At 67.4% G+C, this 22,380-nt stretch carries 17 protein-coding genes; 8 read left to right on the top strand and 9 right to left on the bottom strand.

Features of this window, described 5'->3' with window-relative positions; genetic code table 11:
- Positions 1 to 25 precede the first annotated feature (25 nt).
- A complete protein-coding gene (locus OG300_RS00815; RefSeq protein WP_405491067.1) occupies positions 26 to 577 on the top strand; it encodes a carbon-nitrogen hydrolase family protein in 552 nt (183 codons plus the stop codon).
- On the opposite strand, the gene OG300_RS00810 is transcribed toward OG300_RS00815, so the two are convergent.
- The 3 genes from OG300_RS00810 to OG300_RS00800 all read right to left on the bottom strand — a co-directional run bounded on the left by OG300_RS00810 (position 574) and on the right by OG300_RS00800 (position 4,988).
- Positions 574 to 1,719 carry an erythromycin esterase family protein gene (locus OG300_RS00810; RefSeq protein ID WP_405491065.1) on the bottom strand — a complete coding sequence of 382 codons (1,146 nt, stop codon included), beginning with the start codon at positions 1,717 to 1,719 and terminating at the stop codon, positions 574 to 576. The genes OG300_RS00815 and OG300_RS00810 overlap by 4 nt on opposite strands.
- A 1,108-nt stretch (positions 1,720 to 2,827) precedes the next feature.
- Positions 2,828 to 4,294: a DUF222 domain-containing protein gene (locus OG300_RS00805; protein ID WP_405491063.1), complete on the bottom strand. Its 1,467-nt coding sequence runs from the start codon at positions 4,292 to 4,294 to the stop codon at positions 2,828 to 2,830.
- Positions 4,295 to 4,385: 91 nt separating this feature from the next.
- Positions 4,386 to 4,988 (bottom strand): TetR/AcrR family transcriptional regulator, encoded by a 603-nt coding sequence (locus tag OG300_RS00800; RefSeq protein WP_405491061.1) that lies wholly within the window; start codon positions 4,986 to 4,988, stop codon positions 4,386 to 4,388.
- A gap of 52 nt (positions 4,989 to 5,040) precedes the next feature.
- Between OG300_RS00800 and OG300_RS00795 the strand changes: the two genes are divergently transcribed.
- Positions 5,041 to 5,889, top strand: a complete 849-nt coding sequence (locus tag OG300_RS00795) for an alpha/beta fold hydrolase (protein WP_405491059.1) — start codon at positions 5,041 to 5,043, stop codon at positions 5,887 to 5,889.
- Between the two features lie 55 nt (positions 5,890 to 5,944).
- Positions 5,945 to 6,886 carry an alpha/beta hydrolase gene (locus OG300_RS00790; RefSeq protein ID WP_405491057.1) on the top strand — a complete coding sequence of 314 codons (942 nt, stop codon included), beginning with the start codon at positions 5,945 to 5,947 and terminating at the stop codon, positions 6,884 to 6,886.
- Here OG300_RS00790 and OG300_RS00785 read toward each other — a convergent pair.
- A complete protein-coding gene (locus tag OG300_RS00785) occupies positions 6,861 to 7,244 on the bottom strand; it encodes a hypothetical protein (RefSeq protein WP_405498865.1) in 384 nt (127 codons plus the stop codon). The genes OG300_RS00790 and OG300_RS00785 overlap by 26 nt on opposite strands.
- Positions 7,245 to 7,400: 156 nt before the next feature.
- Here OG300_RS00785 and OG300_RS00780 point away from each other — a divergent pair, with 156 nt between their 5' ends.
- A complete protein-coding gene (locus OG300_RS00780; RefSeq protein WP_405491055.1) occupies positions 7,401 to 9,701 on the top strand; it encodes a LuxR C-terminal-related transcriptional regulator in 2,301 nt (766 codons plus the stop codon).
- 4 nt (positions 9,702 to 9,705) lie between these two features.
- Here the strand turns inward: OG300_RS00780 and OG300_RS00775 are convergent, their stop codons facing one another.
- The 5 genes from OG300_RS00775 to OG300_RS00755 all read right to left on the bottom strand — a co-directional run bounded on the left by OG300_RS00775 (position 9,706) and on the right by OG300_RS00755 (position 16,298).
- On the bottom strand, positions 9,706 to 10,227 hold the full coding sequence (locus tag OG300_RS00775; RefSeq protein WP_405491053.1) for a DinB family protein: 522 nt from the start codon (positions 10,225 to 10,227) through the stop codon (positions 9,706 to 9,708).
- A gap of 119 nt (positions 10,228 to 10,346) precedes the next feature.
- The gene (locus OG300_RS00770) at positions 10,347 to 11,201 is read right to left on the bottom strand and encodes an alpha/beta fold hydrolase (RefSeq protein ID WP_405491051.1); all 855 of its coding nucleotides are present in this window, start codon (positions 11,199 to 11,201) and stop codon (positions 10,347 to 10,349) included.
- Positions 11,201 to 12,361, bottom strand: coding sequence for a 3-hydroxy-9,10-secoandrosta-1,3,5(10)-triene-9,17-dione monooxygenase oxygenase subunit (hsaA, locus tag OG300_RS00765; protein WP_405491049.1), 1,161 nt, complete (start codon positions 12,359 to 12,361; stop codon positions 11,201 to 11,203). Before hsaA ends, OG300_RS00770 begins: the two co-directional genes overlap by 1 nt.
- 107 nt (positions 12,362 to 12,468) lie before the next feature.
- Positions 12,469 to 14,724 (bottom strand): alpha/beta hydrolase, encoded by a 2,256-nt coding sequence (locus OG300_RS00760; RefSeq protein ID WP_405491047.1) that lies wholly within the window; start codon positions 14,722 to 14,724, stop codon positions 12,469 to 12,471.
- A 65-nt stretch (positions 14,725 to 14,789) separates the two neighbouring features.
- A complete protein-coding gene (locus tag OG300_RS00755) occupies positions 14,790 to 16,298 on the bottom strand; it encodes an FAD-dependent oxidoreductase (protein ID WP_405491045.1) in 1,509 nt (502 codons plus the stop codon).
- A gap of 166 nt (positions 16,299 to 16,464) precedes the next feature.
- Between OG300_RS00755 and OG300_RS00750 the strand changes: the two genes are divergently transcribed.
- The 4 genes from OG300_RS00750 to OG300_RS00735 all read left to right on the top strand — a co-directional run bounded on the left by OG300_RS00750 (position 16,465) and on the right by OG300_RS00735 (position 22,371).
- The gene (locus OG300_RS00750) at positions 16,465 to 18,852 is read left to right on the top strand and encodes a PEP-utilizing enzyme (protein WP_405491043.1); all 2,388 of its coding nucleotides are present in this window, start codon (positions 16,465 to 16,467) and stop codon (positions 18,850 to 18,852) included.
- A gap of 258 nt (positions 18,853 to 19,110) precedes the next feature.
- A complete protein-coding gene (locus OG300_RS00745) occupies positions 19,111 to 20,064 on the top strand; it encodes a tyrosine-protein phosphatase (protein ID WP_405491041.1) in 954 nt (317 codons plus the stop codon).
- A 152-nt stretch (positions 20,065 to 20,216) separates the two neighbouring features.
- On the top strand, positions 20,217 to 21,227 hold the full coding sequence (locus OG300_RS00740; RefSeq protein WP_405491039.1) for a glycoside hydrolase family 172 protein: 1,011 nt from the start codon (positions 20,217 to 20,219) through the stop codon (positions 21,225 to 21,227).
- 136 nt (positions 21,228 to 21,363) lie between these two features.
- The gene (locus OG300_RS00735) at positions 21,364 to 22,371 is read left to right on the top strand and encodes a zinc-dependent alcohol dehydrogenase family protein (RefSeq protein ID WP_405491037.1); all 1,008 of its coding nucleotides are present in this window, start codon (positions 21,364 to 21,366) and stop codon (positions 22,369 to 22,371) included.
- The last annotated feature ends 9 nt before the right edge of the window (positions 22,372 to 22,380 follow it).

Below are 22,380 nucleotides of genomic sequence, written 5' to 3'. Positions count from 1 at the left end.
GTAGTCCACTGCCATGCTGGAGCGCATGAGGATCGCCGCCGATCCGGCGCTCTGGACGCAACCCACAGACCCGAGGCTGGACGCACTGCGCGGCAGCGGCATCGTCACCGTGATCAATTGCGCCGCTGTCGGCGAGAACGGTCCGGTCATAGCGACTTTCGTCTACGGACCGGATGGCGAACTCCTCACCCGCTATCACAAACAGCACCTCTACGCGCACGAGCAATCCGTCTTCACCCCGGGTGACGAGGACGGCTGTTTCGAATTCGCCGGTCTACGTTTCTCTCTTGCCACCTGCTACGACAACCATTTCCCCGATCTCACCGCTCGCGCCGCCGACTGCGACATCCATCTGGCCAGCTCCCTCTACGGCACCGGCGGTGGAATACACGAACGCGCCACGATCTATCCACGGATCGCTCACAACTCGAATATGTATGTGGCCCTAGAGAATCACGTCGGCCCCGCCGGGCCGTGGACCGGCTGCGGCGGGGCCGCGATCTGGGCACCCGGCGGGGTGCTTCTCCAGGAGTGCGACACCATCGCACCCGGAATCGTCACGGCGACAGTCGGTTAACTCGACAGCCACCGCACCGCCGACACCTCCCGGATGTGCACAAGGACATCGAACGCCTCGGGCAGATCACTGACCCCGAGGTGCTCGTCGGCATCCCGGACCGGGTCGTACACACCGCTGATGACCCGCAGCTTGGCCGGGCCCGGCATCGGATCCGTGCGCAAGTCGACCCAGAGTTCCGACAGACCGGCATCACCCAGTGCCGCATCCAAGAAGTCCGCGGCGGGTGCCGGAACATTCGCCACCCCGAGATCCCCGTGATGGAACCCGATCGCCACCGAGGCGTATGCGCGCCCGAACCGAGCCCGCAACACACTCCCGACCGTGGCCTGCGATCCGGCACTCGCGCCCAGCCCGAAGACGGACGGCGCAGCCGAAACATGGCTGATGCCATCCCAATACACGACTCGAGCCCCAGTCCGTTCCACATCCTCGACGATCGTCTGGGCCCACAACTCGGCCTCACCGGCGTAACTCCCGCGCCCGGCAACACTGTGCGCGTGGTATTCGACGATCGAATCCATTCGGGCAAGCACGGATTCACCAACCTCCGGCAGCTGCGCGACTAGCGCGGCAGCCTCACGAGCCTGCTCGACGAACGGACGCCCGGGATGCACACCTCTAGCCCGCTGCACATGCTCGTCCAGCACATGAGCAGTCCGAATCGGATCCAGCCGAGCCGCGACCTCCGCCAATCGTTCCGGCGCATGCCCCCTGACCGCATCCAGCACAGCGTCATAGTCATCGGCACTCGCCAACACAGGCTTCACCCCGATAACCCGCACCCGATCATCCGGATTCTCCCGGTTGAACTCCCGAACCCAATCCAACGCCCCCACCATCTCCTCCGTACGCCAAGGCCGCCAAGCGTTCCCCAACGCCTCGACCCCATTCCCCTCTCCCCCACTCACATATCGATCGATCGCCGCCCCGACCCCAGCGGTGTCCTGAACAGCGAGAGTCCGAAACCCGTAGTCCTTGATCAGCGCACGGGTGACAAGCTCCCGGGTGGAGAACGTCTCATGAGAGAACCGCGTCGACTCCCCGATCCCGACGATGGTTGCGCCTGAGAGCGATTCGGCCAGAACTGCGATGGTATCGGCGTTGAGCGGATGCAGTGCCGATGGCGTAGTTGCGATCATGGGATCTACCTTGCAACCTGAACCATTGTTCAGGTCAAGACGGGCGGATGAGGCGCTGCTCCCGTAGCGGTGGACGTGGTAGTCGCTGGGTGAGGTTCTCCCTCGTACCCTTGGATAAACCCATCACCGGTTCACAATGCAGGCTCAGAGATTTAGTTAGCGTGGTCGCGTTGGGTGCCCTACCGGACTTGGGCTGACGCCAGGTTGGGAGCCGCCACCCTCGGTCCCAGCCCACGGACTGCACGCATCACCTTTCAAAACCAAGACCGCCCGGACAAGAACAAGCAAGAACAAGACCCTCAAGACAAACCCGAAAAGACAAACGCCCCAACTACTCTCGCTGTGTAGCCCCGCACCCTCGAACCAAGGTCAGGGAGCTCTCACCGTGGTGAACCGGACATAATTTCACGGTGAGAGCTCCCTGACCTTGATACCGCGGTACGCGAACATACGGAGGCTGCGCGGATCCGACAATCCCGGCGATGGTCGAGCTACTTCCCGGACAGGTGGCCTCTGGGAGGGATTGGTGAAACGTAATGCGTGCAGTCCCTGGGCCGGGACGAGAGGAGACGGCTCCCGTATCGGCGTCAGCCCAAGTCCGGCAGGGCACCCGACGCGACCACGCTTCCCCGATCTTTGTGCCTGCATTGTGAACCGAGGGCGGGTTTATCACAGGGTACGAGCTGGCTTGATCGCTGATGCGGAGTGTCCGACAAGGCATTAGGGAGTCCGGTAGTGCCGGAACCGAGGCAGGCTCGGCTGCACTAGCGAGAAGCAAGTTCTCGATCTGCGAGGGACACAGCCGAGTCGAGTGAGACATCGGATTGTCCCGCGTGACAGCAGGTCCGCCGTCTGCATTTCCGCCGCACCGACTGATGCCCGCATGATGGGCGAGTACAGCTGGATATGCCGAGTCGTAGCGGCTGCGCTGTCCAGATGGCAGTGGTCGTGGCGCCCGCATGATGGGCTCGCTGAGCGTGGCAGGTTCCGCTGGCTGGCACCGACTTACGGAGATGTCTGGCCGCGCACAGTCGAATGTCGTGCAGCGGGCAGCCTTCAGCACGCTGAATGCCGTGTTGGATGTGGCAGGCCGAGATGCGACTGTCCGCTATTCGGGTGCGCGGTGGGCGATGCGCGCTTGATACGCGAGCCGTGCTCGCCGATTCTGGCTGCGTGCCACGGACTGCGCGATCTGCTCGGCCCTGTGGTGGAGATGATTGACTTGCGGAGTTTGTGTCGGATCGACAGGCAGAGGCTTGATCCACCCGGTCCGACCGGCAAAGGGTGAATCCTTACCCATCACTACGGTTTTCCACCCATTCGGGCCGTCATTCACCAACGCATGGCAGTGATCGCACGCCAAGGTCAGGTTCCGCAGGTCGGTGGGTCCGCCCTTGGCCCAGTCGGTGACGTGATGCACCGCGCACATGCTGGGCGGGGCATCGCATCCCGGTCGGGTGCAACCCTTTTCGGAGGCAATCAACGCGAGGCGCTGAGCCGAACTGGCCAGGCGGCGGGCGCGGCGCAGGTGCAGGGGCATGCCGTGGCGGTCGAAGATCGCAAGGATCGGCTTAGTGCCCGCCGCCATCTTCAACGCCTCATTGATCGAAAGCTGCGTACCAGTCGCGGTGTTGGCGATACCGGCCGCGTTCTCCAAGTCTTCCAGGCTCATCGTGATGACCGCCTGGACCGGAAGGCCGCGGTGCTTACCGAGCTTGGCCGGATCGATGTCCGGGTTCAGGACCATCGCCAGAGCATCATGAATACGCATCGCTGCGGTACGCGTGTCACGCCGCGCGGCAGCCTCGAGGACAGCCTTGTCGACCTTGCCGTAGAACAAGTTCGGGCTCTCGGGATCATCGAGGTTGCACACACCGGGGCGCGCGTACTTCGAAATGATCACATCCCAGACAGTGCGAACGGTGGGCATGATCCAGCCCTGGACCCAGGACATGCCGTCGGCGCGTTGGCGACCGATCGTGATGCCCCGCATACGCTTACGATCCGCATCAGTGGTCAGGGAACCGTCGGGGTCGAGGCGTGCGGTGATTTCACGACCGATGCGCGGCAGGTCATCCGGCCAACCCTCACGCGAGTAGTCGAGCAACTGGGTTTCGACCTCGGTACGGGTTTCCGCGTCGACCGCGTCGGGCAGCTGATGCAGGACCTCGATGATGTTGCGGACATGGTCACGGGAGATCTCACCGATCTCGTACGCATGTGCCGTGGCAGCGAGAGCAGGCTCGCGCAGATGCCCTGTGGGGTCACGGAATTCACCGACCTGCTCGGTGACTTTCGCGCGGCAGGTGGCGTCGTATTTGGTGAGCCGCAACGTGTCCCGCAGGTACCGCACCACCCCACCCGCGCCGGAAGTTTGTGGCATGGAGCGGTCGGAGACTTCGATGATCAACCGGGAATCCATCGCCGACAACACACGCTTGCACATCTCGCACTGCTGCAAGAACTCCGTGAGCTCATCCTCGGAGAAGTGAGTGAAATCGGTGGAGGCGACACCATTCACCGCGGCGACCAGGTCGGCCATACCGCTCATGTTGGATGATTCCCCCGAATTCATACCTCCATTCTACTCCTGCGCAATCGCATCAGGAACCCAAAATGTCCACTATCGCAAGGATTTTCGAGAAGTTGACCTGCGATATTCCAGCCTATTTCGCCACATCCGCACGGTCGAGAATTTCTGTAATTCTCGCCTTCATTGCCTTCCCAGCCGACAGCAGCGGCTCAGTGGAGCGAAGGGTTCTGCTGAGGATGAATGCACCCTCCAGAGCGGAGAGGGTTGCGAATATCAGGTCTCGGGATTCGGGTGGAGATACGCCTCGTTGGACGAAATATTCTGCGCCCTGGTCTATCCAGGATGTCATGACTTCGGCTGCGACCGTTCGGAGTTCGGGTTCGCTGTCGGCCGTTTCTCCTGCCACCGTAGCGACGGGGCACATGTTCATCCAGCCGCTGGAGGAAATGACTTCGGCGGCGGCCTCGAACGCGGCCGGGATGGCTTCGCGGAGGTCCTGGTGAACGTCCATCAGCAGCGGCAGCAGCTGGATGTAGGCCGCGCCCGAGGTGCGCAGGGCCTCGGCGGCGATCTGAATTTTGCCGTTCGGGAAGTGGTGGTAGAGCGAGCCCATGGGGGCGTTGGCGGCCGTGGTGATCTGTTTGACGGTGATCGCGCTGTAGCCCTGCGTGCGCATGAGTTCCGCGACCGCGGTGATCAGTCGGTCGCGGGCGGTGGTTGACAGCTTCTCCGTCATGGTTCCAGACTAGAGCAAACGCACTAGAGCGTCTGCTCTATAGGAGGGCGATATGCCTACTATCGATATTCCCGCAGGTCGGATCCACTATGCCGAGCGCGGGGAGGGGCCTGCGGTGGTGCTGTTGCACGGGCTGCTGATGAACCACACGCTGTGGGACTCGGTGCTCGACAAGCTGCCGGACGGGTTCCGGTATGTGCTGCCGGATCTGCCGTTCGGGGCACATCCGGAACCGCTGAAGCCGGACGCCGACCTCAGCATGCGGGGTTTGAACCAGGTCATCGCGGACTTCCTCGCGGCACTGGAATTGCGGGATGTCACCCTGGTGCACTCGGATTGGGGTGGCGGGTTGTTCCTCACCGCGTACGGCCTCGATGAGCGAGTGGGGAGGTTGATCGTGCTGCCGTGCGAGGCTTTCGGCAACTTCCCGCCGGGACTGCCGGGCAAGATGGCGATTGTCGCCGCTGCCCTGCCGGGTGGAATCGCCCTGGCGCTCAGGCAATTACGGATCTCGTGGCTGCGGAGTTCGCCGCTGCTCTTCGGCTGGATGGCGCGCTACCCGATCGCGGATGAACTGGCGTACGGCTGGACCGTTCCCGGCCTGCGCGACAAGGATATCCGCCGGGATGTGCTCGCCTACGCCAGATCTCCGCGCAGCAAGTCGGAGCTGATCGCGAATACCGAAGCGCTGCGCGACTTCTCCGGTGACGCGCTGGTCCTCTGGTCCTCGGCGGGCAAGGTGATGCCGCGCGAGCACGGTCGCCGCCTGGCCGAGATCATCCCCAAGGCGCGGCTGGTCGAAATCGACGACGCCTACGTGCTTTCCATGTTGGATCAACCCGATGCGGTCGCACAGGCCATGTCGGCGTTCCTCACCGGAGCGACCATCGAACACGAGTAGCGGCGGTTGGGTATCGTCGAGGCGGCGGACCGGCTGCCGAGCACATGGAGGTGCGATGCCCAGCTTCCTCAGCGAAATGGTGCCCTGGTATCTGCGGATCACGCGCGCGAACCAGGCTTTCGTCAGCGCGGAGGGGGCGTGGAATCACATTCGTGAGCGCAGTCTTCGACCGCAGTCGTATGGCCCGCCGCGACTGCTGCGGTCGGATGTCACGGTGTCCGCGTCGCGGTACGAAGGCTGGCCGATCTACACGGTGACGCCGCGATCTCGTTCCGCGCGTGGCAAAGTCGCCACTCCCCCGCGTGGCAATGTCGTCTACTGCCACGGCGGCGGGTGGGTCAATGAGATCGCTCCGCAGCATTGGGCGTTGGCCGCCGATATCGCGGTGGGGGCCGGGACCACGGTGACGGTGCCCATCTATCCGCTGATTCCGTTCGGCACCGCGGACCGGGTGATTCCGGCGTTCGCGGAACTGGTGCGCGCGAACACCGCCGAGTACGGCGCGGTCTGTCTGGCCGGAGATTCCGCGGGCGGGCAGATCGCCCTGTCGACGGCGGCACTGCTGCGCGATCAGGGACATGCGAGTCTGCCTCGGACCGTGCTGATCTCACCAGCCACCGACCTGTCGATGAGCAATCCGGAGATCCCGGTGATCCAGCCGTCCGATCCGTGGCTGGGCAAGGCGGGCGGTCTGGTGCTGGGCGAGCAGTGGCGGGGGTCGCTGCCGATTCATGATCCGCAGGTCAGTCCGTTGTTCGCGGACTTCAGCGGGCTCGGGCCGCTCACCGTGTTCTGCGGCACTCACGACATCCTGGTGGCCGATGTCCGGTTGATGGTGGAGAAGGCGCGGGCGGCGGGGGTCGAGGTCGACTATCACGAAGGTGCGGGGCTGGTGCACGTATATCCGCTGACGCCGACACCGGAGGGCCGGGCGGCCAGTCGCCTGATCGTCAGCACCCTGCGGGACGCTCTCAGCCGAGCGGAGAGCCTTCGGTGACACCCCGGTCGGCCAGCCAGCGTTTCCCGCGGGTGGCCGAGGCGCGCGAAAGCCAGGCGTCCCGAATCACTTCCGCGAGTTCGCTCACGGACAGTTCGGGAATTCGGCTGCCGCGCAGCAGGACCGAGAGGTGGCCGTCGAAGTGCGCGGTGGTGAAGAACGGTGAGTCCGGGTCCTGGGTGAGGGCCAGTTTGTCGGACTCCGACGGGACCCAGAAGACGATGACGTCGCTGTAGCGTTCGCCGGTGTCGGGGTCTTTGGCGTCGGGGCGCGGAGTTCTGAAGAAGACGAAGGATTTGCCGCCCACCTGGTACACCGGATTCCCGGCGGGACCGTCCACCACGGTCACGTGCGGCATGGCCTGGGCCAGCTCGTGGACGTCTTCGAGGCGGGCGCGGCGCGATTTCCTCGGCACCCGGTGAGTCTATCGAGGCGCGCCATACCAGAGCGACGCGAACAGCCTTTATGTACCGCCGGTGGCATGGAATGGGACAGATCACATAGGTTGGAGTCCATGGCGCGGCGTGTCAATGGAAACCTCCCCGAGGAGGTCACCAGTTTTGTCGGCCGCCGCGACGAGCTGGCCACCGCCAAGCGACTACTGCCCACCACCCGGGTGCTGACCCTGCTCGGACCGGGCGGTATGGGCAAGACCCGGTTGTCCCGGCAGATCGGCCAGCTGGTGTCGCGCGCGTTCCCGGACGGTGTCTGGCTGATCGAGCTGGCCGACATCCAGGACCCCGACCTGGTGACCCTGAGTGTGGCCGAGGCGCTGAACCTGCGCGACGAGTCGACCGCGCCGCTGCCGCGGCTCACCGAATTCCTGGCCGACAAGCGGCTGCTGCTGATCATGGACAACTGCGAGCATCTGATCGAGGCGTGCGCCGCGCTGGTCGGGCGGATTATCGCGACCACCCCGGACGTGCGGGTACTGGCCACCAGCCGCGAGGTGCTCGGCATTCCGGGCGAGCAGGTGATGCCGGTGCCGCCGCTGACCGTGCCCGCCGCCGGTGAGGACGGGGACGCTCTACAGCTGTTCATCGAGCGCGCGAGTGCCGCCAATCCCGGGTTCACCGTCACGCCCGCGAATCGGCTGGTGCTGGCCGAGATCTGCCGTCGGCTCGAGGGGATGCCGCTGGCGCTGGAGCTGGCGGCGCTGCGGCTGCGCATGTTCACGCCGGAGCAGATCCTGGACCGGCTCGACGACACCATGGGGCTGCTCAGTGCCGGGCCGCGTACCGCGCCTGAGCGGCAGCAGACCATCGAGGGTGCGATCCGCTGGAGTTACGACCTGTGCACGCCGGCCGAACAGCTGCTGTGGGAACAGCTTTCGGTGTTCTCCGGTGGTTTCGACATCGAGGCGGCGGAGGCCATCTGCGAGCTCGGGGCCGGATCGCTGATCGTCGCGCTCACCGGGCTGGTGGACAAATCTGTGGTGGTGCTGCGCCTCGACGGCGACACCGCGCGCTATTCGATGCTGGAGCCGATCCGTCAGTTCGCCGCCGATCGGCTCGCCGATCGTGGTGTGGCGCAGGAGGTTCGGGCTCGGCACCGGGAGCACTATCGGCAGCTGGCCATGCGCGGGCAGACCGCGTACTGGACGGCGGCCGACGTCGACTGGTTCCGGGAGCTCAGTCGCGAGCACGCGAATCTGCGTGCGGCGCTGCGGTCGGGGCTCGAGGACGAGCCGTTGCGGACCATGGCGACAGTTACTGTGCTGCGGCCGTTCTGGGAGCACAACCGGTTCCTGTCGGAGGGGTACCGCTGGCTGACCGATTCGCTGGAGCGCAACCCGGAGCGGACCGCGGAGCGAGCCAAGGCGTTGTCGTCGGCGGCTTCGCTGGCGGCGCTGCTCGGTGATCGGGAATCGGCGAGCCGACTGGTCACCGAATGCCTGGAATTGGCCGCGACTTTGGACGACAGCGACATCATGGCCGAGGTGGCCCTGGATCAGTCGCTGCTGGCGTTCGCGGAGAGCGACCGGGAGCGGTCACTCGAATTGGGGCGCACGGCAATCGAGTTGGCGGCCACGCACGGGCAGCATGCCATCGAGATGGATTCGCACGCCTTCTCGTTCATGGCGGCGATGGTGCTGGATGCTCCCGGGCGGACCGAATTGGCCGACCGTTTCCTGGAATTGACCACCGCGAGCGGGTCGCATCTGCTCGGCGGGCTGGCGTTGTGGACGGTCGGCATCGACCATTGGCGGCGCGGTGAACTCGATACGGCGGCCGAATTCCATGGTCGTGCCATCGAGCAGCTCGCGCTGTTCGAGCGGTGCATCTGGTTGTCGTCCGCGTTCGAGGGGCTGGCGTGGACGGTTTCGGCGCGCGGCGACCACGAACGCGCGGCGCGGCTGCTCGGGTCGGCGGAGAGCTTGCAGCGCAGCACCATTCGGCTCGCGCACACCATCACCACCGAGGTGGGCGACAAGGAGCGCAAGCAGGTGCAGGAGGCACTGGGCGAGGACGCGTTCCGGGCCGCGTTCGGCGCGGGGGCGAATCTGCCGTTGGACGAGGCCATCGACTACGCGCTGGGTCGCACTCCGGCCGCGGCGGAAATCGTGGTGGCCGCGGCAGTTCCGAAGCGCGCGACCCGCACCGCGATGGCGACGGCAGCGGAGACGGCGCTGCTGACCAGGCGGCAGAAGGATGTCGCGCGGCTGGTCGCGGCGGGGCACAGCAACAAGAAGATCGCCGCCGATCTGGTGATCTCCATCCGGACCGCCGAGACCCATGTCGAGCACATTCTCACCAAGCTGGGGCTGACCTCGCGCACCCAGCTCGCCGCGTGGGCCCACGAGCACGAACTGTGAGGCGTCAGTAGCCGGTCGCGCCGTCGATGCGTTCGCGCAGGAGATCGGCGTGGCCGTTGTGGCGGGCGTACTCCTCGATCATGTGCAGGTAGATCCAGCGCAGGGACAGGTCCAGGCCGGTGCGGGGGTGGGTGACGGTGTGGTCGAGGGGCAGGGCGGCGACTGCCTTGTCGCACAGGGTGATTTCCTCGCGGAAGCGGGTGAAGTCGGGTTCGGCGTCGGCGGGCACGGTGTCGTCGAAGTCGCCGTCACGGTTGGTTTCGGTGCAATAGACGTAGGGGACCTGCTCCCCTGCCGCCTTGCCGCGGAACCAGCCGCGTTCGACCTCGGTCAGGTGCCGGACCAGGCCGAGCAGCGACATGCTCGAGGGGTCGGTGCTGCGGGTGGCCAACTGCTCGCCGGTGAGGCCCTGGCATTTCAGGAGCAGCAGGTCACGCTGGTGGTCGAGGAAGGATTGCAGCATGGCGCGTTCGTCGCCGCTCAGGTGCTGTCTGGTGCGCTCGATTTCCGGGGCAGTCCACGTCATGGTCGGACTGTAGCGCTGGGGGCGAGGGGGGAACAGTGAATTGTCGCGGCCGCGAACGACTTCGCGCCCGCCGCGCGACACCCGGGTTCGGATGCGTGCGACGGGCACGAAAGACGTTGTCAGAGACCGTTGTTCAGGAAGTCGATGACCGAGCGCTCGAAGGCGTCCTTGCGTTCGACCATCACCCAGTGGCCGCAGCGGGAGAAGATCCGCAGGTCGGCGTTGGGGAGTTGGCGGGCCGCGAACAGGGAGCCCTCGACGGGGGTGACGCGGTCGTCGCGGCCCCACAGGATCAGGACCTCGCCGGTGAGTTGCTTGAGCCGGGCCCACAGCGGCAGCGGCTCGGCCAGTTTCGGGTTGTAGAAGGTGGCGTAGGCGTCGCGCAGGGCGGCCTGGGCCTTGGGGTCGGCGGCGGCTTTCAGCCGGGTCGCCACCAATTCCTCGGTGAGGGTGGCCGGGTTGGAGACCATGGCGCGCAGGAAGCCCATGGCCTTCTCGTCGGTGGGGTTGGCGTTGAACTCCATCAGGCGCGAAATGCCTTCGGAGGGTTCGGGTCCCAGGATGTTGACGCCGACGCCGCCGGGGGCCATCAGCACCAGGCGGTCCACGCGGGCGGCGTGGTCGAGGGCGAGCAGGGTCGCGACGGTGCCGCCCATCGAGTTGCCGAGCAGGTGGGCCTTCTCGATGCCGAGTTCGTCGAGCAGGCCGAGCACGGCGTCGGCGGCGATGCGCAGGTAGTTGCGTTCGTAGACCTCGGGGCGGCCGCTCGCGCCGAAGCCGGGCAGGTCCAGGACCAGACAGCGGAAGTGCTGCGAGAGGACCTCGAGGTTGTTGCCGAAGTTGGCCCAGCCGGAGACGCCCGCGCCGGAGCCGTGCAGCAGCACCAGGGGTGCGCCGGTACCGGCCTCGTGGTAGCGCAGCCGGTGGCCGTCGACGGTGACCCAGCGGGTGGTGTTCTCGACCGAAAGGGTCATCAGAGCATCCGATCCGCGACCTCGAGGCCCATCGCGCCCTTGCCGTACATGGCCAGCGCGCGCTCCACATCGTTGATCACGTGCACGCTGCCCGCGTGGGCGTCGCGCCAGTTGCGCTCGATGATGTTCGGGCGGCGAATGGCGTGGCCGCCGGAGTTCTTGAACAGCAGGTCGATTGCCTCGAGCGCGCGTTCGGTGCCGCGCACCTGGTCGCGGCGGGTGGCCAGGCGCAGTTCGAAGGGGATCTCCTCGCCCGCTTCGGCGTAGCGCAGCTGCGCGCCCATATTGCGTTCCATCTGAAGGACCGCGGCGTCGATTTCCGATGCGGCGCGGGCGATCCGGACGTGGGCGAAGGGATCCTCGGAGACCTTCTGGCCGCCGTAGGACAGGCGCACGCGCTCACGCTGACGCTCGATGTGCGCGTCGTAGGCGCCCTGCGCGGCGCCGATGATGGGGGCGGTGATGGTGTTGGAGAACAGCGCGCCGAACGAGATCTTGTACAGCGGAGCGGTATTCACGGCCTGGCCGGGACCCACCAGGTTGGCCTGGTCGGCGGCCGAGTAGGCGCGGTGAGTGGGCACGAAAGCCTTCTCGATCACCACATCGTTGGAACCCGTGCCGGACAGGCCGGACACGTTCCAGGTGTCCTCGATGCGGTAGTCGGTGCGCGGCACCAGGACCGTGAAGTAGTCCATGCCGGTGGCGGTGGGGACCAGGGCGCCCAGGAACACCCACTGGCCGTGGTCGCAGCCGGAGGAGAACTGCCAGCGGCCCGAGAGCTCGTAGCCGCCGTCGACGACGGTGAGCTTGCCGGTCGGCGCGTACGAGGAGGACACCAGGGTGTCGGGGTCCTCGCCCCACACGTCCTGCTGCGCCTGGTCCTCGAACAGGGCCAGCTGCCATGGGTGCGCGCCCAGTACCGAGGAGACCCAGGCGGTGGACGGGCAGACGGTGGCGATGGTGCGGATCACCTCGTAGAAGGCGACCGGCGACTCCTCCAGACCGCCGAAGCGGGCCGGCTGCAGCATGCGGAACACACCGGCTTCGGTGAGCTCGGCGATGCTGGCGTCGGGGACCCGCCGCTGCTCTTCGGCCTCCACGGCCCGGTCGCGGAGCGCGGGCAGCAGATCGCGGACTCGATCGAGCACCTTGTCAGTCATGCGGGTGTTCCCTCCTCGTGCAAGAGTTCTTGCACTCGAAGCTATGGCCCGTGAGGTGTTTCTAACCGAAATAGTCCCGATCATCGGAATCCCGGTCTCGGCGGGTGCTATTTGTGGGCGTACTCCCAGGTGATGTCCTCGTCGAGGGCGACACGGACCTTGGCCTCCAGGTCGGGGCTCCAGTCGGTCGGCTGGGCGACGGCGGTCCAGCCGTCGAGGACCAGGGTGCCGTAGCGGTGGCCGTGGCCGGACGGGACGCCCTGCGCGTTGGCCAGGTCGGCGCTGATCTGCCAGAAGGTGACGATGGGCCACCAGCGGATGGATTTGGAGACGTCGGAGCCGCGCGGTTCCTTGAGCCAATCCGGTTGGGTGAACAGCAGATCCGGCGACCACCAGACGATGGGGTCGGAGGCGTGCTGGAGGTAGACGATGCGCGGGTTCACCCACGGGCGGGCGGGGCGCCCGAGATCCGGTGCGGTGCCCGCGAATCGGACGATCAGGCCGTCGGCGTAGACGGGCAGGATCTCGGGAGTGCCCGGATCGCGGCGCTGTTCGAGCTGGGTCCAGATGCGGTTGGAGTTGGGCGGGCCGACCCAGAGCACGCCGTCGACCATGCTGCGAATGTCGTCGAGGCCGGTGAAAGCGCCCTCGGAGCCCTGGGATCCGAGGCTCTCGCCGTAGATCAGGAGTTTGGGGCGCTTGTCGGGCGGCAGTTGCGCCCAGCGTTCGTGGACGGCGTGGATGACGAGTTTGCCGGACTGGGTGGCCTTCTGGCGGTCCGAGAGGAACGACAGCACGCTGGGCAGGTACGAGTACTGGGTGGCGGCGATGGCGGTGTCGCCGCCGAACATGTACTCCACGGAGCCGGTGGTGGTGGAGTCCACCCAGCCGGTGCCGGTGGTGGTGACCACGACCAGCACCTTGCGGTCGAAGGCGTGGGTGCGATCCAGTTCCCGGACAACGAGATTCGCGACGTCCTCGGGGGTCTTGGCGGAGTCGAGCCCGGCGTAGACCCGGATGGGTTCCTTGGCGGGCCGTCCGGTGACCTGGGCGATGCGGTCGGAGTTCGGGCCGTTGGAGACGAACCAGCGACCCTCCGAGCCGAGGGTGTTCCAGGCCGCCAGCGACTGCGGGCTGCCGGAGCGTTCGGCCTGCTGCGGCTGGATCGCGAAGTCGGAGGTCTTGCCGTTGCGCAGGCTGAACGCCGAGTTCGCCACGGCGAAGAAGCCTTTCGCGAGCACGCCCTGGAACAGCAGCACCGCGACCGTGGCGACCAGCACGACGGCCAGCGGGTAGGCGACATTGCGGGGAATCCGCAGGTCCATATTGCCCAGCCGCACCAGTCGCCGAATGACCCAGCGCAGTACGCGATACACCGCGATCACCAGCGCGAGCGTTCCCGCGGCCACCAATTCGGCCCGCAGATAGCCCGAGGTGGTCGTCGGCTGCATCCCCATCAGCGACTCGAGATCCCGCTGCCACCTTGCCGACCGCGCCAGCACCAGCGCCGCCCCGACGATGGTGCCCACCACCACGATCGCCTTGCCGACGGCCCGGGCGGTCTCACCCGGCCGCCACAGCTTGGCCCATCCCACCGAGGACTGCGGGATCCGAGGCAGCACCCACTTGCTGAACGCCCACTCGAGCACACACCCGACGCCGTATCCGATGGCCGCGCTGATCCCGCACACGAGTCCCTCGAACAGCCAGGTCCGGGGCAGCAGCGACGGAGAAACCGCCCACAGGAAGAAGATCCACGCCACCACCAAGCCGGGATAGTTCGGCCGCACCGCCTGCTCGGCCCGATCGAGCACGCCCCACACCCGCGCCAGCAACGACTTGCGGTCTGCGGTGCCACCCGTTTCGGCCGAATCCGCCTGTCCCGCCACGGCTCCGGCAGCCGTACCCGAACCCGCTGACCCGCCTCCGGCCGCACTGTCGGAGGCCCCTGCGGAGACCAGCACCGCAGCCGCGGTCCCCGTACCGCCCTCCGCGTCCTCCGCACGCCGATGCCGGCCGTGCCGCGGTGTGCCGTCCGCCTCCCCGGAAGTCACCAGCTCCGATGCGACCAACGCCGCGGAGGCCGTGCCCGTTTCGCCCAACTTCGCCGCCTCGTGCCGGCCGTGTTCGGGGCTCACCTGTTGTGCGACATCGCTATCCGGTTTCTCCACACCGGTGCTCGTCACCGAGGCGGTCGGCGCGGCGGCAGGAGTTTCACCGGCACCGGCCGATTCCCCACCGCCTGCGGAATCCGTGCGCGGCAACTCTCCCGGTGCCGGGTTCTTCCCCGACTCCGCCTCGTCACCGCGCTCCGATAGGTCGTCCTCTGCCGCTCGGTCCTGCCCCGGACCTTCACCCTTCATGCCCTCGAGTCTGCCCCGCCGCAGGTCAGCCACCCGGACACGACACGAGGCCAATCTGTGATGTGTCAGGAGTTGCGGGCGGCGGAGGTTCCGGCGCGGCGGCCGAAGAAGGTGCCGTCGCCCAGGGAGGTGCCGCTGATGTAGCCGAAGCCGTGCAGGCCGTTGGCGGCTCGGCCCGCGGCGAAGAGGCCGGGAATGGGGCGGGTGTCGAGGTCCAGGACGTGGCCGTCGAGGTCGGTGTGGAGGCCGCCGAGGGTGAAGACCGAAGCGCCGGTGCCGCGGCGGTCGCCGGATTCCGACGGGGGGCGGATTCCGGCCTTCACGTCGATGGCGGCGAAGGGGGCGGTCAGGGGGCGCAGCCAGCGGGGGGATTTGTGGTGGTCGAGATCGGTTCCGGCGGTGGCCAGTTCGTTGTAGCGGGCGAGGGTGGCGGTCAGGGAGCCGGTGGGCAGGCCGGTGAGTTGTTCGAGTTCGCCGGGGGTTTCGGCGACGTGGGTGGGTCGCACGCCCCAGCGCTGGGGTTCGGGGACGTCCTCGAAACCGGTTTCGTCGACGATCACCCAGACGGCGGTGTCGTCGCCCGCCCAGCTGCCGCCCATGTTCTGGCGGTAGAGGGCGTGCTGGCCGATGCGGCCGGGGTAGGTGTCCTCGTTGACGAAGCGGCGGCCCAGGCCGTTGACGACCAGGCCGCGCGCGGCGAGGCCGGGGATCAGGGACATGCCGACCTGGCCCGCGGACAGGTGGCGCACGCCCGCGCCGAGCGCCTGGCCCATGCGGATGCCGCTGCCGTCGTCGGTGCCCGCGCTGACCTTGGTGTGGCCCAGCAGCTGTGGGGCGTGGGCGGCGAGCATGTCGTCGTTGTCGACGAAGCCGCCCGTGGTGAGCACGACGCCGCGGCGGGCGCGGACGGTGATCTCCTTGCCGTATTGCCGCGCAACGACTCCCACGACGGCGCCGTCTCGGGCGACGATCAGGGTCGAGACATAGCAATCGAACATCGCGGTGGCACCGGCGGATTCGGCCGCTGCGGCCAGACATTCCATCAACAGCTTGCCGCCGAAGTCATTGGCGGTGGGGCGGTGGCCGCGCGGTGCGGGGGTGGCCAGTTCGGTGAAGGGCCAGCTGTTCTCGCCGAGCCACATCAGGCCGTCGTCGGTGGGCGGCACCCAGGTGGGCGAGTCCCACAGGGTCGGCTTGAACGGGACCCCGCGATCGACCAGCCAGTGGAAGTGCTCGACGCTGCCCGCGCTGTACTCCTCGATCTTGGCGACGTCCGCGCCGACCCCGAGCGCGGCGGTCAGGAAGGCGGCCATGGCTTCCGGAGTGTCATTGAAACCGCAGGCCAGCTGTACCGGGGTGCCGCCGCCGAGGTAGATCTCGCCACCCGACATGGCCGACGCACCGCCGGGTCCGCCCGCGCGGTCGAGCACCAGCACCTGGGCTCCGGCGTGGGCCGCCTCGAAGGCGGCCGACGCCCCGGCCGCGCCGTAGCCGACGACCAGCACGTCGGTCTCGATGTCGTAGCTGGCCACTTCGCCGGCCGCCCGGGGCGTGACCGAATTCCGCACTGTCATGCCTCGACGGTGCCTGCTGCGGGCCCCCGTACTTAGCGCCCCATCTTGCTGAGCGAATCCCCGATCCCGTTGACCGGGACTGTGACCGGTGAGCCGAGTGCGCACTGGGGATGGTGTGTGAACGGCGTCACTGTGGTTGGGGATGCCTGCACGAGGAGGAGAGTCAATGCGGATTCTGGTCACCGGAGTCACCGAACCGAGCGGACGCGCCGTGGCGCGCATGCTGACGGCAGCCGGCCACCAGGTCGTCGGCCTGGACCGGCAGCGGCATCGCTACGTGGACCCGCAGGTCGAGGTGATCGTCGGCGATCTGTCCGATGCCCGGGTCTGCGCCCGTGCGGTGGCCGGAGTCGACGCGGTCGTGCACCTGGCCGGTCCGGCGGTGGCCGCCATCGCGGCTGCCGCCGAGGACGCCGGGGCGCGCCTGGTGGTTCCCGTTGCGGCGGGCCAGGATTCGGGTGTCGAGAAGATCGTCACCGGCAGCGGGGTGGACGCGCTGATCGTGCGCACCCCGGTGGTCGCGGGCCGCCGCATCGACGACAGCAGCTGGCGCACCCTCGAGACCCTCACCGCCGGTCAGGCGATCCTGCAGGTGCTGCACTACGACGACCTGGAACGCTTCCTGGTGCTGGCGGCGCTGTCGCAGCGCGGCGGCGTGGTCGGACTGGCCGCGCCCGGCGAGCTGGCCGGGCCCGAGGTGAAGCGCATCTTCACCGACGCGGGCGTGAAATACAGTGCGTGGCTGCCGAAGTCGTCGTCGAACCGGCCGAAGGTGGACACCGCCGCCGCTCGTGACGAGTGGGGTTTCCGGTACGGCTGGACCGCGGCCGAGACGATCGCGGATGTGGCGCGTGGGCTGCACGGGCGCAAGAGCGGCGGCTCGGGCATTCGGGCCAAGCGTGGTGCGATCCCGCTGCCCTCGCACGTGGTGCCGCAGAATGCCCCGACCTCCGACGGCTACGCATTGAAATCCGCTGCCCCCGAGGGCCTTCAGGGCGAGTTCGACGATCAGGTCGACGACCGCATCCCCGTCTACACCGCCACCAACACCTCCGAGGCGCTGCCCGGCCCGCTGACTCCGCTCACCATCGATCTGCAGGCGGGCGCGATCCGCCTGGGCAACGAGGCGATGGGCCACATGATCGCGATCGAGGGAATCGCGTTGGAGCACTGGGTGTCCCGGGTGACCAGCGTGCTCGGCCACCACATGTACATCAATGCCTCGATCGGCGTCTTCTCCGCGCAGAACATGCCCGGCTGGGACGAGGAGAGCGTGCGCCGCGACGTCTACGGCACCATCGGCGATGTCGAGCTGCATCCGAAGGGCCGTCCCGCCATGCCGACCGGCCTGGCCGCGCGAGCGGGCACCTTCAAGGCCATGGGTCGGGTCGCCGCCACCGCGCTGAAGTTCTCCGCGACCGCCGAGCACATCAATGCCGCCTCGCACGCGGAAGCCCTTGACCGCGACCGGATCTCGGAGCTCACCGACGAGCAGCTGCACGCTCGCGCGCTGCTGTGGCGCGACCGGCTCAACCAGGCCTGGCAGGCCGCCTCGATCGGCGTGATGATGACCGGTGCGGCCACCGCGGCGCACAAGGGCGAGGTGAAGATCGACCTCAACCGGCTGGAGTCCGCGAAGACCATGCTGGCCGTCGAGCGTCTGGCGGCGTTGTGCCGCAAGGACTCCGGATTGCAGGGTGTCGCCAAGAGCGGTGATGTGGGTGCGGCGCGCGAGAAGTCGCCGGAGTTCGCCAAGGCCCTCGACGAGGAGCTGGCCCGCATCGGCCACCGCGGTCCGGGTGAGTGCGAGCTGATCAACGCCACCTTCGGCGACCGTCCCGAACTGCTGGTGACCGCCGCCGGTCGCGCCGCGGAAATGCCCGCGCCGCAACGGCAGCCGGTGCCCGAGCCGACCAGCCGCACCGCGAAGATGGCGGTCGGCGCGACCGTCTACCGCGAGCGGGCCCGCGACGCGGTGGTGCGGGTGACCAACTGCCTGCGCCTGGTCACCCAGGAGCGGGCGGCCCGGCTGGTGCAGGCGGGCAAGCTGACCGAGATCGAGGATTCGGTGTTCCTGAACCTCGACGAAATCCTGTGGGCCCCGGCCGATATGAAGGACCGGGTGGCCCGCCGCCGTGCCGAGCGCGCTCGCTTCCAGGAGCTGCGCATGCCCGACGTGGTCAACGGCCCGTGGGAGCCGGAGGAGATCTCCGGGGCGCTGCCGGTCGGTGAGACCCTGACCGGTCTGGGTGTGAGCCCCGGCGTGGTGGAGGGCACCGTCAAGCGGGTGCTGGGCCTCGACGACGATATCGAGCCGGGCGACATTCTCGTTGCCGCCGTCACCGATACCGGCCACACCGCGATGTTCGCGTACGCAGGCGCGGTGGTCACCGATATCGGTGGCGCGGCCTCGCACGCCGCCATCGTGGCCCGCGAATTCGGCGTCCCGTGCGTGGTCGACACCAAGACCGCGAGCACCGCGCTGGCCGACGGTCAGCGGGTGCGGGTCGACGGCGCGGCGGGCACCATCACGTTGCTGGCCGACGTGGAGTAACCCGCGCGCTAACACGCCGCCGCCGACCTGTCCGCGCGAAAACCGTTGGTGCGATGCGCGATCCCGCTCAGCGGGACCCGCACCGGACCGTTGCCCGCAGGACACTTTGCCGCCGCTCGTCGGAAACCGATCGGTCCGGAAACTCCGGCCGAATGATCCGGCCCCGCGGGCGCTCTCCCCGACCCCGGTGGAAAGCGCCCGCGCCAGAACTCGGACCGGGACACCTACAACCGGTCCGTGATGGAAAGGAAACCCCTAGTGACGATTTCGCGTGCAGTACGCGGCACACTGACCGGTGCAGCCGCAGCGCTCATCGCCATCACCCCGATGACGCTCGCACCGGCCGCCTTCGCGGCTCCGGTGTCGATCGTGCATCAGGCCCCGGCCCCGAGCTTCGGGCTGCAGGCCGCTCCCAATGCCCGTGACATCGGCGGCGTCGCGGCGATGAACGGCAGCATCAAGTCCGGTCTGGTCTTCCGCTCGGACGCGCTCAACCGCTTGACCGCGGCCGATCAGCAGTCGCTGGTCACCGCGGGCATCACCAAGATCATCGACTTCCGCAGCCCGACCGAACGGGCCGCGAATCCGGATCAGCCGGGTTCGGTTCCGGTGGAGTCGCTTCCGGTCTACGACCCGAACAACGATTTCTACGTGTTCTTCGGCAAGGTGGTGCAGGGCGGTCCGACCGTTCAGCAGCAGCAGCTCGGTGACGGCAAGGGTGCCGCGTACATGGAGAACTACTACCGCTGGATGGTCACCGACGACACCGCCCGCGCCCAGTTCTCCACCGCGCTCAAGGAGATCGCCAACACCGGCGGCGGCGTGCTGTACCACTGCACCGCGGGCAAGGACCGCACCGGCTGGATGACCGCGATCCTGATGACGATCCTGGGCACCCCGCAGAACAACATCTACGACAACTACCTGGCGTCCAACGATCGCCTGGCGGCCAGCAACAAGGCCACCCTGGACGCGCTGGTGTCGCAGGGCCTGGTGACCGACCGCAGCCTGTTCACCCCCGTGCTGGGTGTGCAGCGCAGCTTCCTGGACGCGGCGTTCACGCAGGCTGTGGCGTCCTACGGTTCGATCCAGAACTTCATCAGCAATGGTCTGGGCATCGACGCCGACACCTACAAGGCGCTGCAGACCAAGCTGATCGCGCAGGGCGCGTCCTCGGGCTCCTCGGGTCTGGGCACCGGTTCCGCCAACTGATCGCCGCGCGCCGTTCGGATCGATATCGCGTTCTGAACGGTCGGTAGATAAGCACTGAACTCGAATGCCGACGCCGGGTGTGGGACGGCGTCGGCATTCGCATGTCCGCATCATGTCCGCTTCACATTCTCGTTCGCCGTGCGAAAATTCGCATGGTGCAGGAGATCTGGCAGCTCGATGGGCGGCGTACCCGTTCGATAAGCGCGGAGAACCCCACCGGCGAACCCGGCGCGGGCGGCCGGGCCATTTCCGGGACCGGCGCATTCGCCGCCGCGGGACTCGGTCGCGGCTGGAAAGTCTCACCGTCGATAGATCTGCCCGCGGGCGAAACCGCCACGCTCGCCGACATATCCGGCGGGCCGGGTGTCATCCGCCATCTGTGGCTCACCACCGACCGTGCCGTTCTCCGCGATTTCACCCTCCAGATGTATTGGGACGGTGCGGCGGAACCGGCGATCGCGGTGCCGCTGGGGGATTTCTTCTGCAACGGCTGGGATCAGCTGGCGCTGGTCAATTCACAGCAGATCGTGGTGGCTCCGGCGGGCGGGCTGAACAGCTACTGGCCCATGCCTTTCCATTCCAGCGCGCTCATCACATTGCACAATGGTTCAGACCGGTCGGTACCTGTCTACTATCAGATCACCTACGTCGAGGAAGAGTTACCCGAGGCCGCCGGGTACCTGCATGCCCGGTGGCGCTGTAGCGATCCGCTCGGCACGCCCGCCGAGCATCCGCTGGTCGAGATCGACAGTGGCCCAGGCCGATACGTGGGCACCTACCTGGCGATCGCGCCGCGCGCACCCGGCTGGTGGGGCGAGGGCGAGCTGAAGTTCTACCTGGACGACGACACCGAATTCCCCACCATCTGCGGCACCGGCACCGAGGATTACTTCGGCGGCGCTTGGAATTTCGACCTCGACGGGGCTTATCGCCCCTACTCCACCCCGTATCTGGGCATGGTGCAGGTGCTGCCGCCGCATCGAATCTACGAACCGCACCAGCGATTCGGCATGTACCGCTGGCACATTCCCGACCCGATCTGTTTCTCGCACGGGCTGCGTGCGACGGTGCAGGCGCTGGGCTGGCGCGAGGACGGACATTACCTACCGCTGGATCAGGCGCACGTCGCCTCCACCGCCCTCTGGTATCACCTGCTCCCTTGATCCCCCACCGGCGCACCCATTCTGCTGCCTCGCATCCCCTACGCGCTCCCGTAACGATTGCGAGAAGACAGAAAGAATGCGATTGCTATTGCGTAAAACGCGCCGAGCACGCGCCGCCCGGGTGCATGGTATTGCTATGCGCGCCTTGGTCGTCGAGAAGCCTGGACAGTTCTCGGTGGAAACCGTGCCGGACCCGGTACCGGGTGCCGGCGAAGCGGTGATCCGGGTGGACGCCGTCGGGATATGCGGTACGGATATCCATATCGTCGAGGGTGAATTCCCGCCCACGCCCTATCCGATCGTGCCCGGACACGAATTCGCCGGGGAGGTAGTGGCACTCGGTGCCGACACCGCCGGAGTGCGCGTCGGCGACCGGGTGGCGGTGGATCCGTCACTGTTCTGCGGACGCTGTCACTACTGCGCGATCGGCCGCGGCAACCTGTGCGAGAACTGGGGCGCGATCGGCGACACCGTGGACGGCGCGATGGCCGAATACGTGAAGGTGCCCGCCGCCAACTGCTATCGGCTGCCCGGGCACCTGTCGCCCGCGCACGGGGCGCTGGTGGAGCCGCTGTCGTGCGCGGTGCACGGATTCGACGTGCTGCCACGGCAACTCGGGTCGCACTATCTGATCTACGGCGCGGGCACCATGGGGTTGCTCATGCTGCAGTTGGCGATCGCGGCGGGCGCGGCGTCGGTGTCGATGGTGGACACCAATGCCGACCGGCTGGCGATCGCGCGCACCCTCGGCGCGGACGGGGCCACCATCTCCGCCGACGATCTGGACCGGCCGCAGGGCTGGGAGATCGTGATCGATTGCAGCGGAACGATCGCCGCCATCGAGGACGGTCTAGCGCGGGTGCGCCGCGGCGGGACCTATCAGCAGTTCGGCGTCGCGCCCGCGGCGGCGCGGGCGAGCATCTCACCCTTCCGCATCTACAACGACGAGATCACCATCATCGGATCCATGGCCGTGCTGCACAGTTTCGGGCGCGCGGTGGATCTCATGGGCGAGGGCGTGATCGACGCCGACACCGTCATCACCCACGACTTCTCGCTCGACGAATTCGGCGATGCCCTGGCGACTTTCCGCGCGGGCACCGGTCGCAAAATTCAGCTGCATCCCGGACGTGCGGCACGATAGACGGGCAGG

The organism is Nocardia sp. NBC_00511, assembly GCF_045161165.1.
In the GTDB taxonomy this organism is placed as follows: Bacteria; Actinomycetota; Actinomycetes; order Mycobacteriales; family Mycobacteriaceae; genus Nocardia.
The sequence above is the reverse complement of the archived record's forward strand: the minus strand, read 5'-3'. Positions and strand labels throughout refer to the sequence as shown.

What these genes read in the sequence shown, in the direction of transcription:
- OG300_RS00815 (WP_405491067.1), top strand. Translation starts at nt 26, where the DNA reads ATGAGGATCGCCGCCGATCCGGCGCTCTGGACGCAACCCACAGACCCG.
- OG300_RS00810 (WP_405491065.1), bottom strand. Translation starts at nt 1,719, where the DNA reads ATGATCGCAACTACGCCATCGGCACTGCATCCGCTCAACGCCGATACC.
- OG300_RS00805 (WP_405491063.1), bottom strand. Translation starts at nt 4,294, where the DNA reads ATGAATTCGGGGGAATCATCCAACATGAGCGGTATGGCCGACCTGGTC.
- OG300_RS00800 (WP_405491061.1), bottom strand. Translation starts at nt 4,988, where the DNA reads ATGACGGAGAAGCTGTCAACCACCGCCCGCGACCGACTGATCACCGCG.
- OG300_RS00795 (WP_405491059.1), top strand. Translation starts at nt 5,041, where the DNA reads ATGCCTACTATCGATATTCCCGCAGGTCGGATCCACTATGCCGAGCGC.
- OG300_RS00790 (WP_405491057.1), top strand. Translation starts at nt 5,945, where the DNA reads ATGCCCAGCTTCCTCAGCGAAATGGTGCCCTGGTATCTGCGGATCACG.
- OG300_RS00785 (WP_405498865.1), bottom strand. Translation starts at nt 7,244, where the DNA reads ATGCCGCACGTGACCGTGGTGGACGGTCCCGCCGGGAATCCGGTGTAC.
- OG300_RS00780 (WP_405491055.1), top strand. Translation starts at nt 7,401, where the DNA reads ATGGCGCGGCGTGTCAATGGAAACCTCCCCGAGGAGGTCACCAGTTTT.
- OG300_RS00775 (WP_405491053.1), bottom strand. Translation starts at nt 10,227, where the DNA reads ATGACGTGGACTGCCCCGGAAATCGAGCGCACCAGACAGCACCTGAGC.
- OG300_RS00770 (WP_405491051.1), bottom strand. Translation starts at nt 11,201, where the DNA reads ATGACCCTTTCGGTCGAGAACACCACCCGCTGGGTCACCGTCGACGGC.
- hsaA (WP_405491049.1), bottom strand. Translation starts at nt 12,361, where the DNA reads ATGACTGACAAGGTGCTCGATCGAGTCCGCGATCTGCTGCCCGCGCTC.
- OG300_RS00760 (WP_405491047.1), bottom strand. Translation starts at nt 14,724, where the DNA reads ATGAAGGGTGAAGGTCCGGGGCAGGACCGAGCGGCAGAGGACGACCTA.
- OG300_RS00755 (WP_405491045.1), bottom strand. Translation starts at nt 16,298, where the DNA reads ATGACAGTGCGGAATTCGGTCACGCCCCGGGCGGCCGGCGAAGTGGCC.
- OG300_RS00750 (WP_405491043.1), top strand. Translation starts at nt 16,465, where the DNA reads ATGCGGATTCTGGTCACCGGAGTCACCGAACCGAGCGGACGCGCCGTG.
- OG300_RS00740 (WP_405491039.1), top strand. Translation starts at nt 20,217, where the DNA reads ATGGTGCAGGAGATCTGGCAGCTCGATGGGCGGCGTACCCGTTCGATA.
- OG300_RS00735 (WP_405491037.1), top strand. Translation starts at nt 21,364, where the DNA reads ATGCGCGCCTTGGTCGTCGAGAAGCCTGGACAGTTCTCGGTGGAAACC.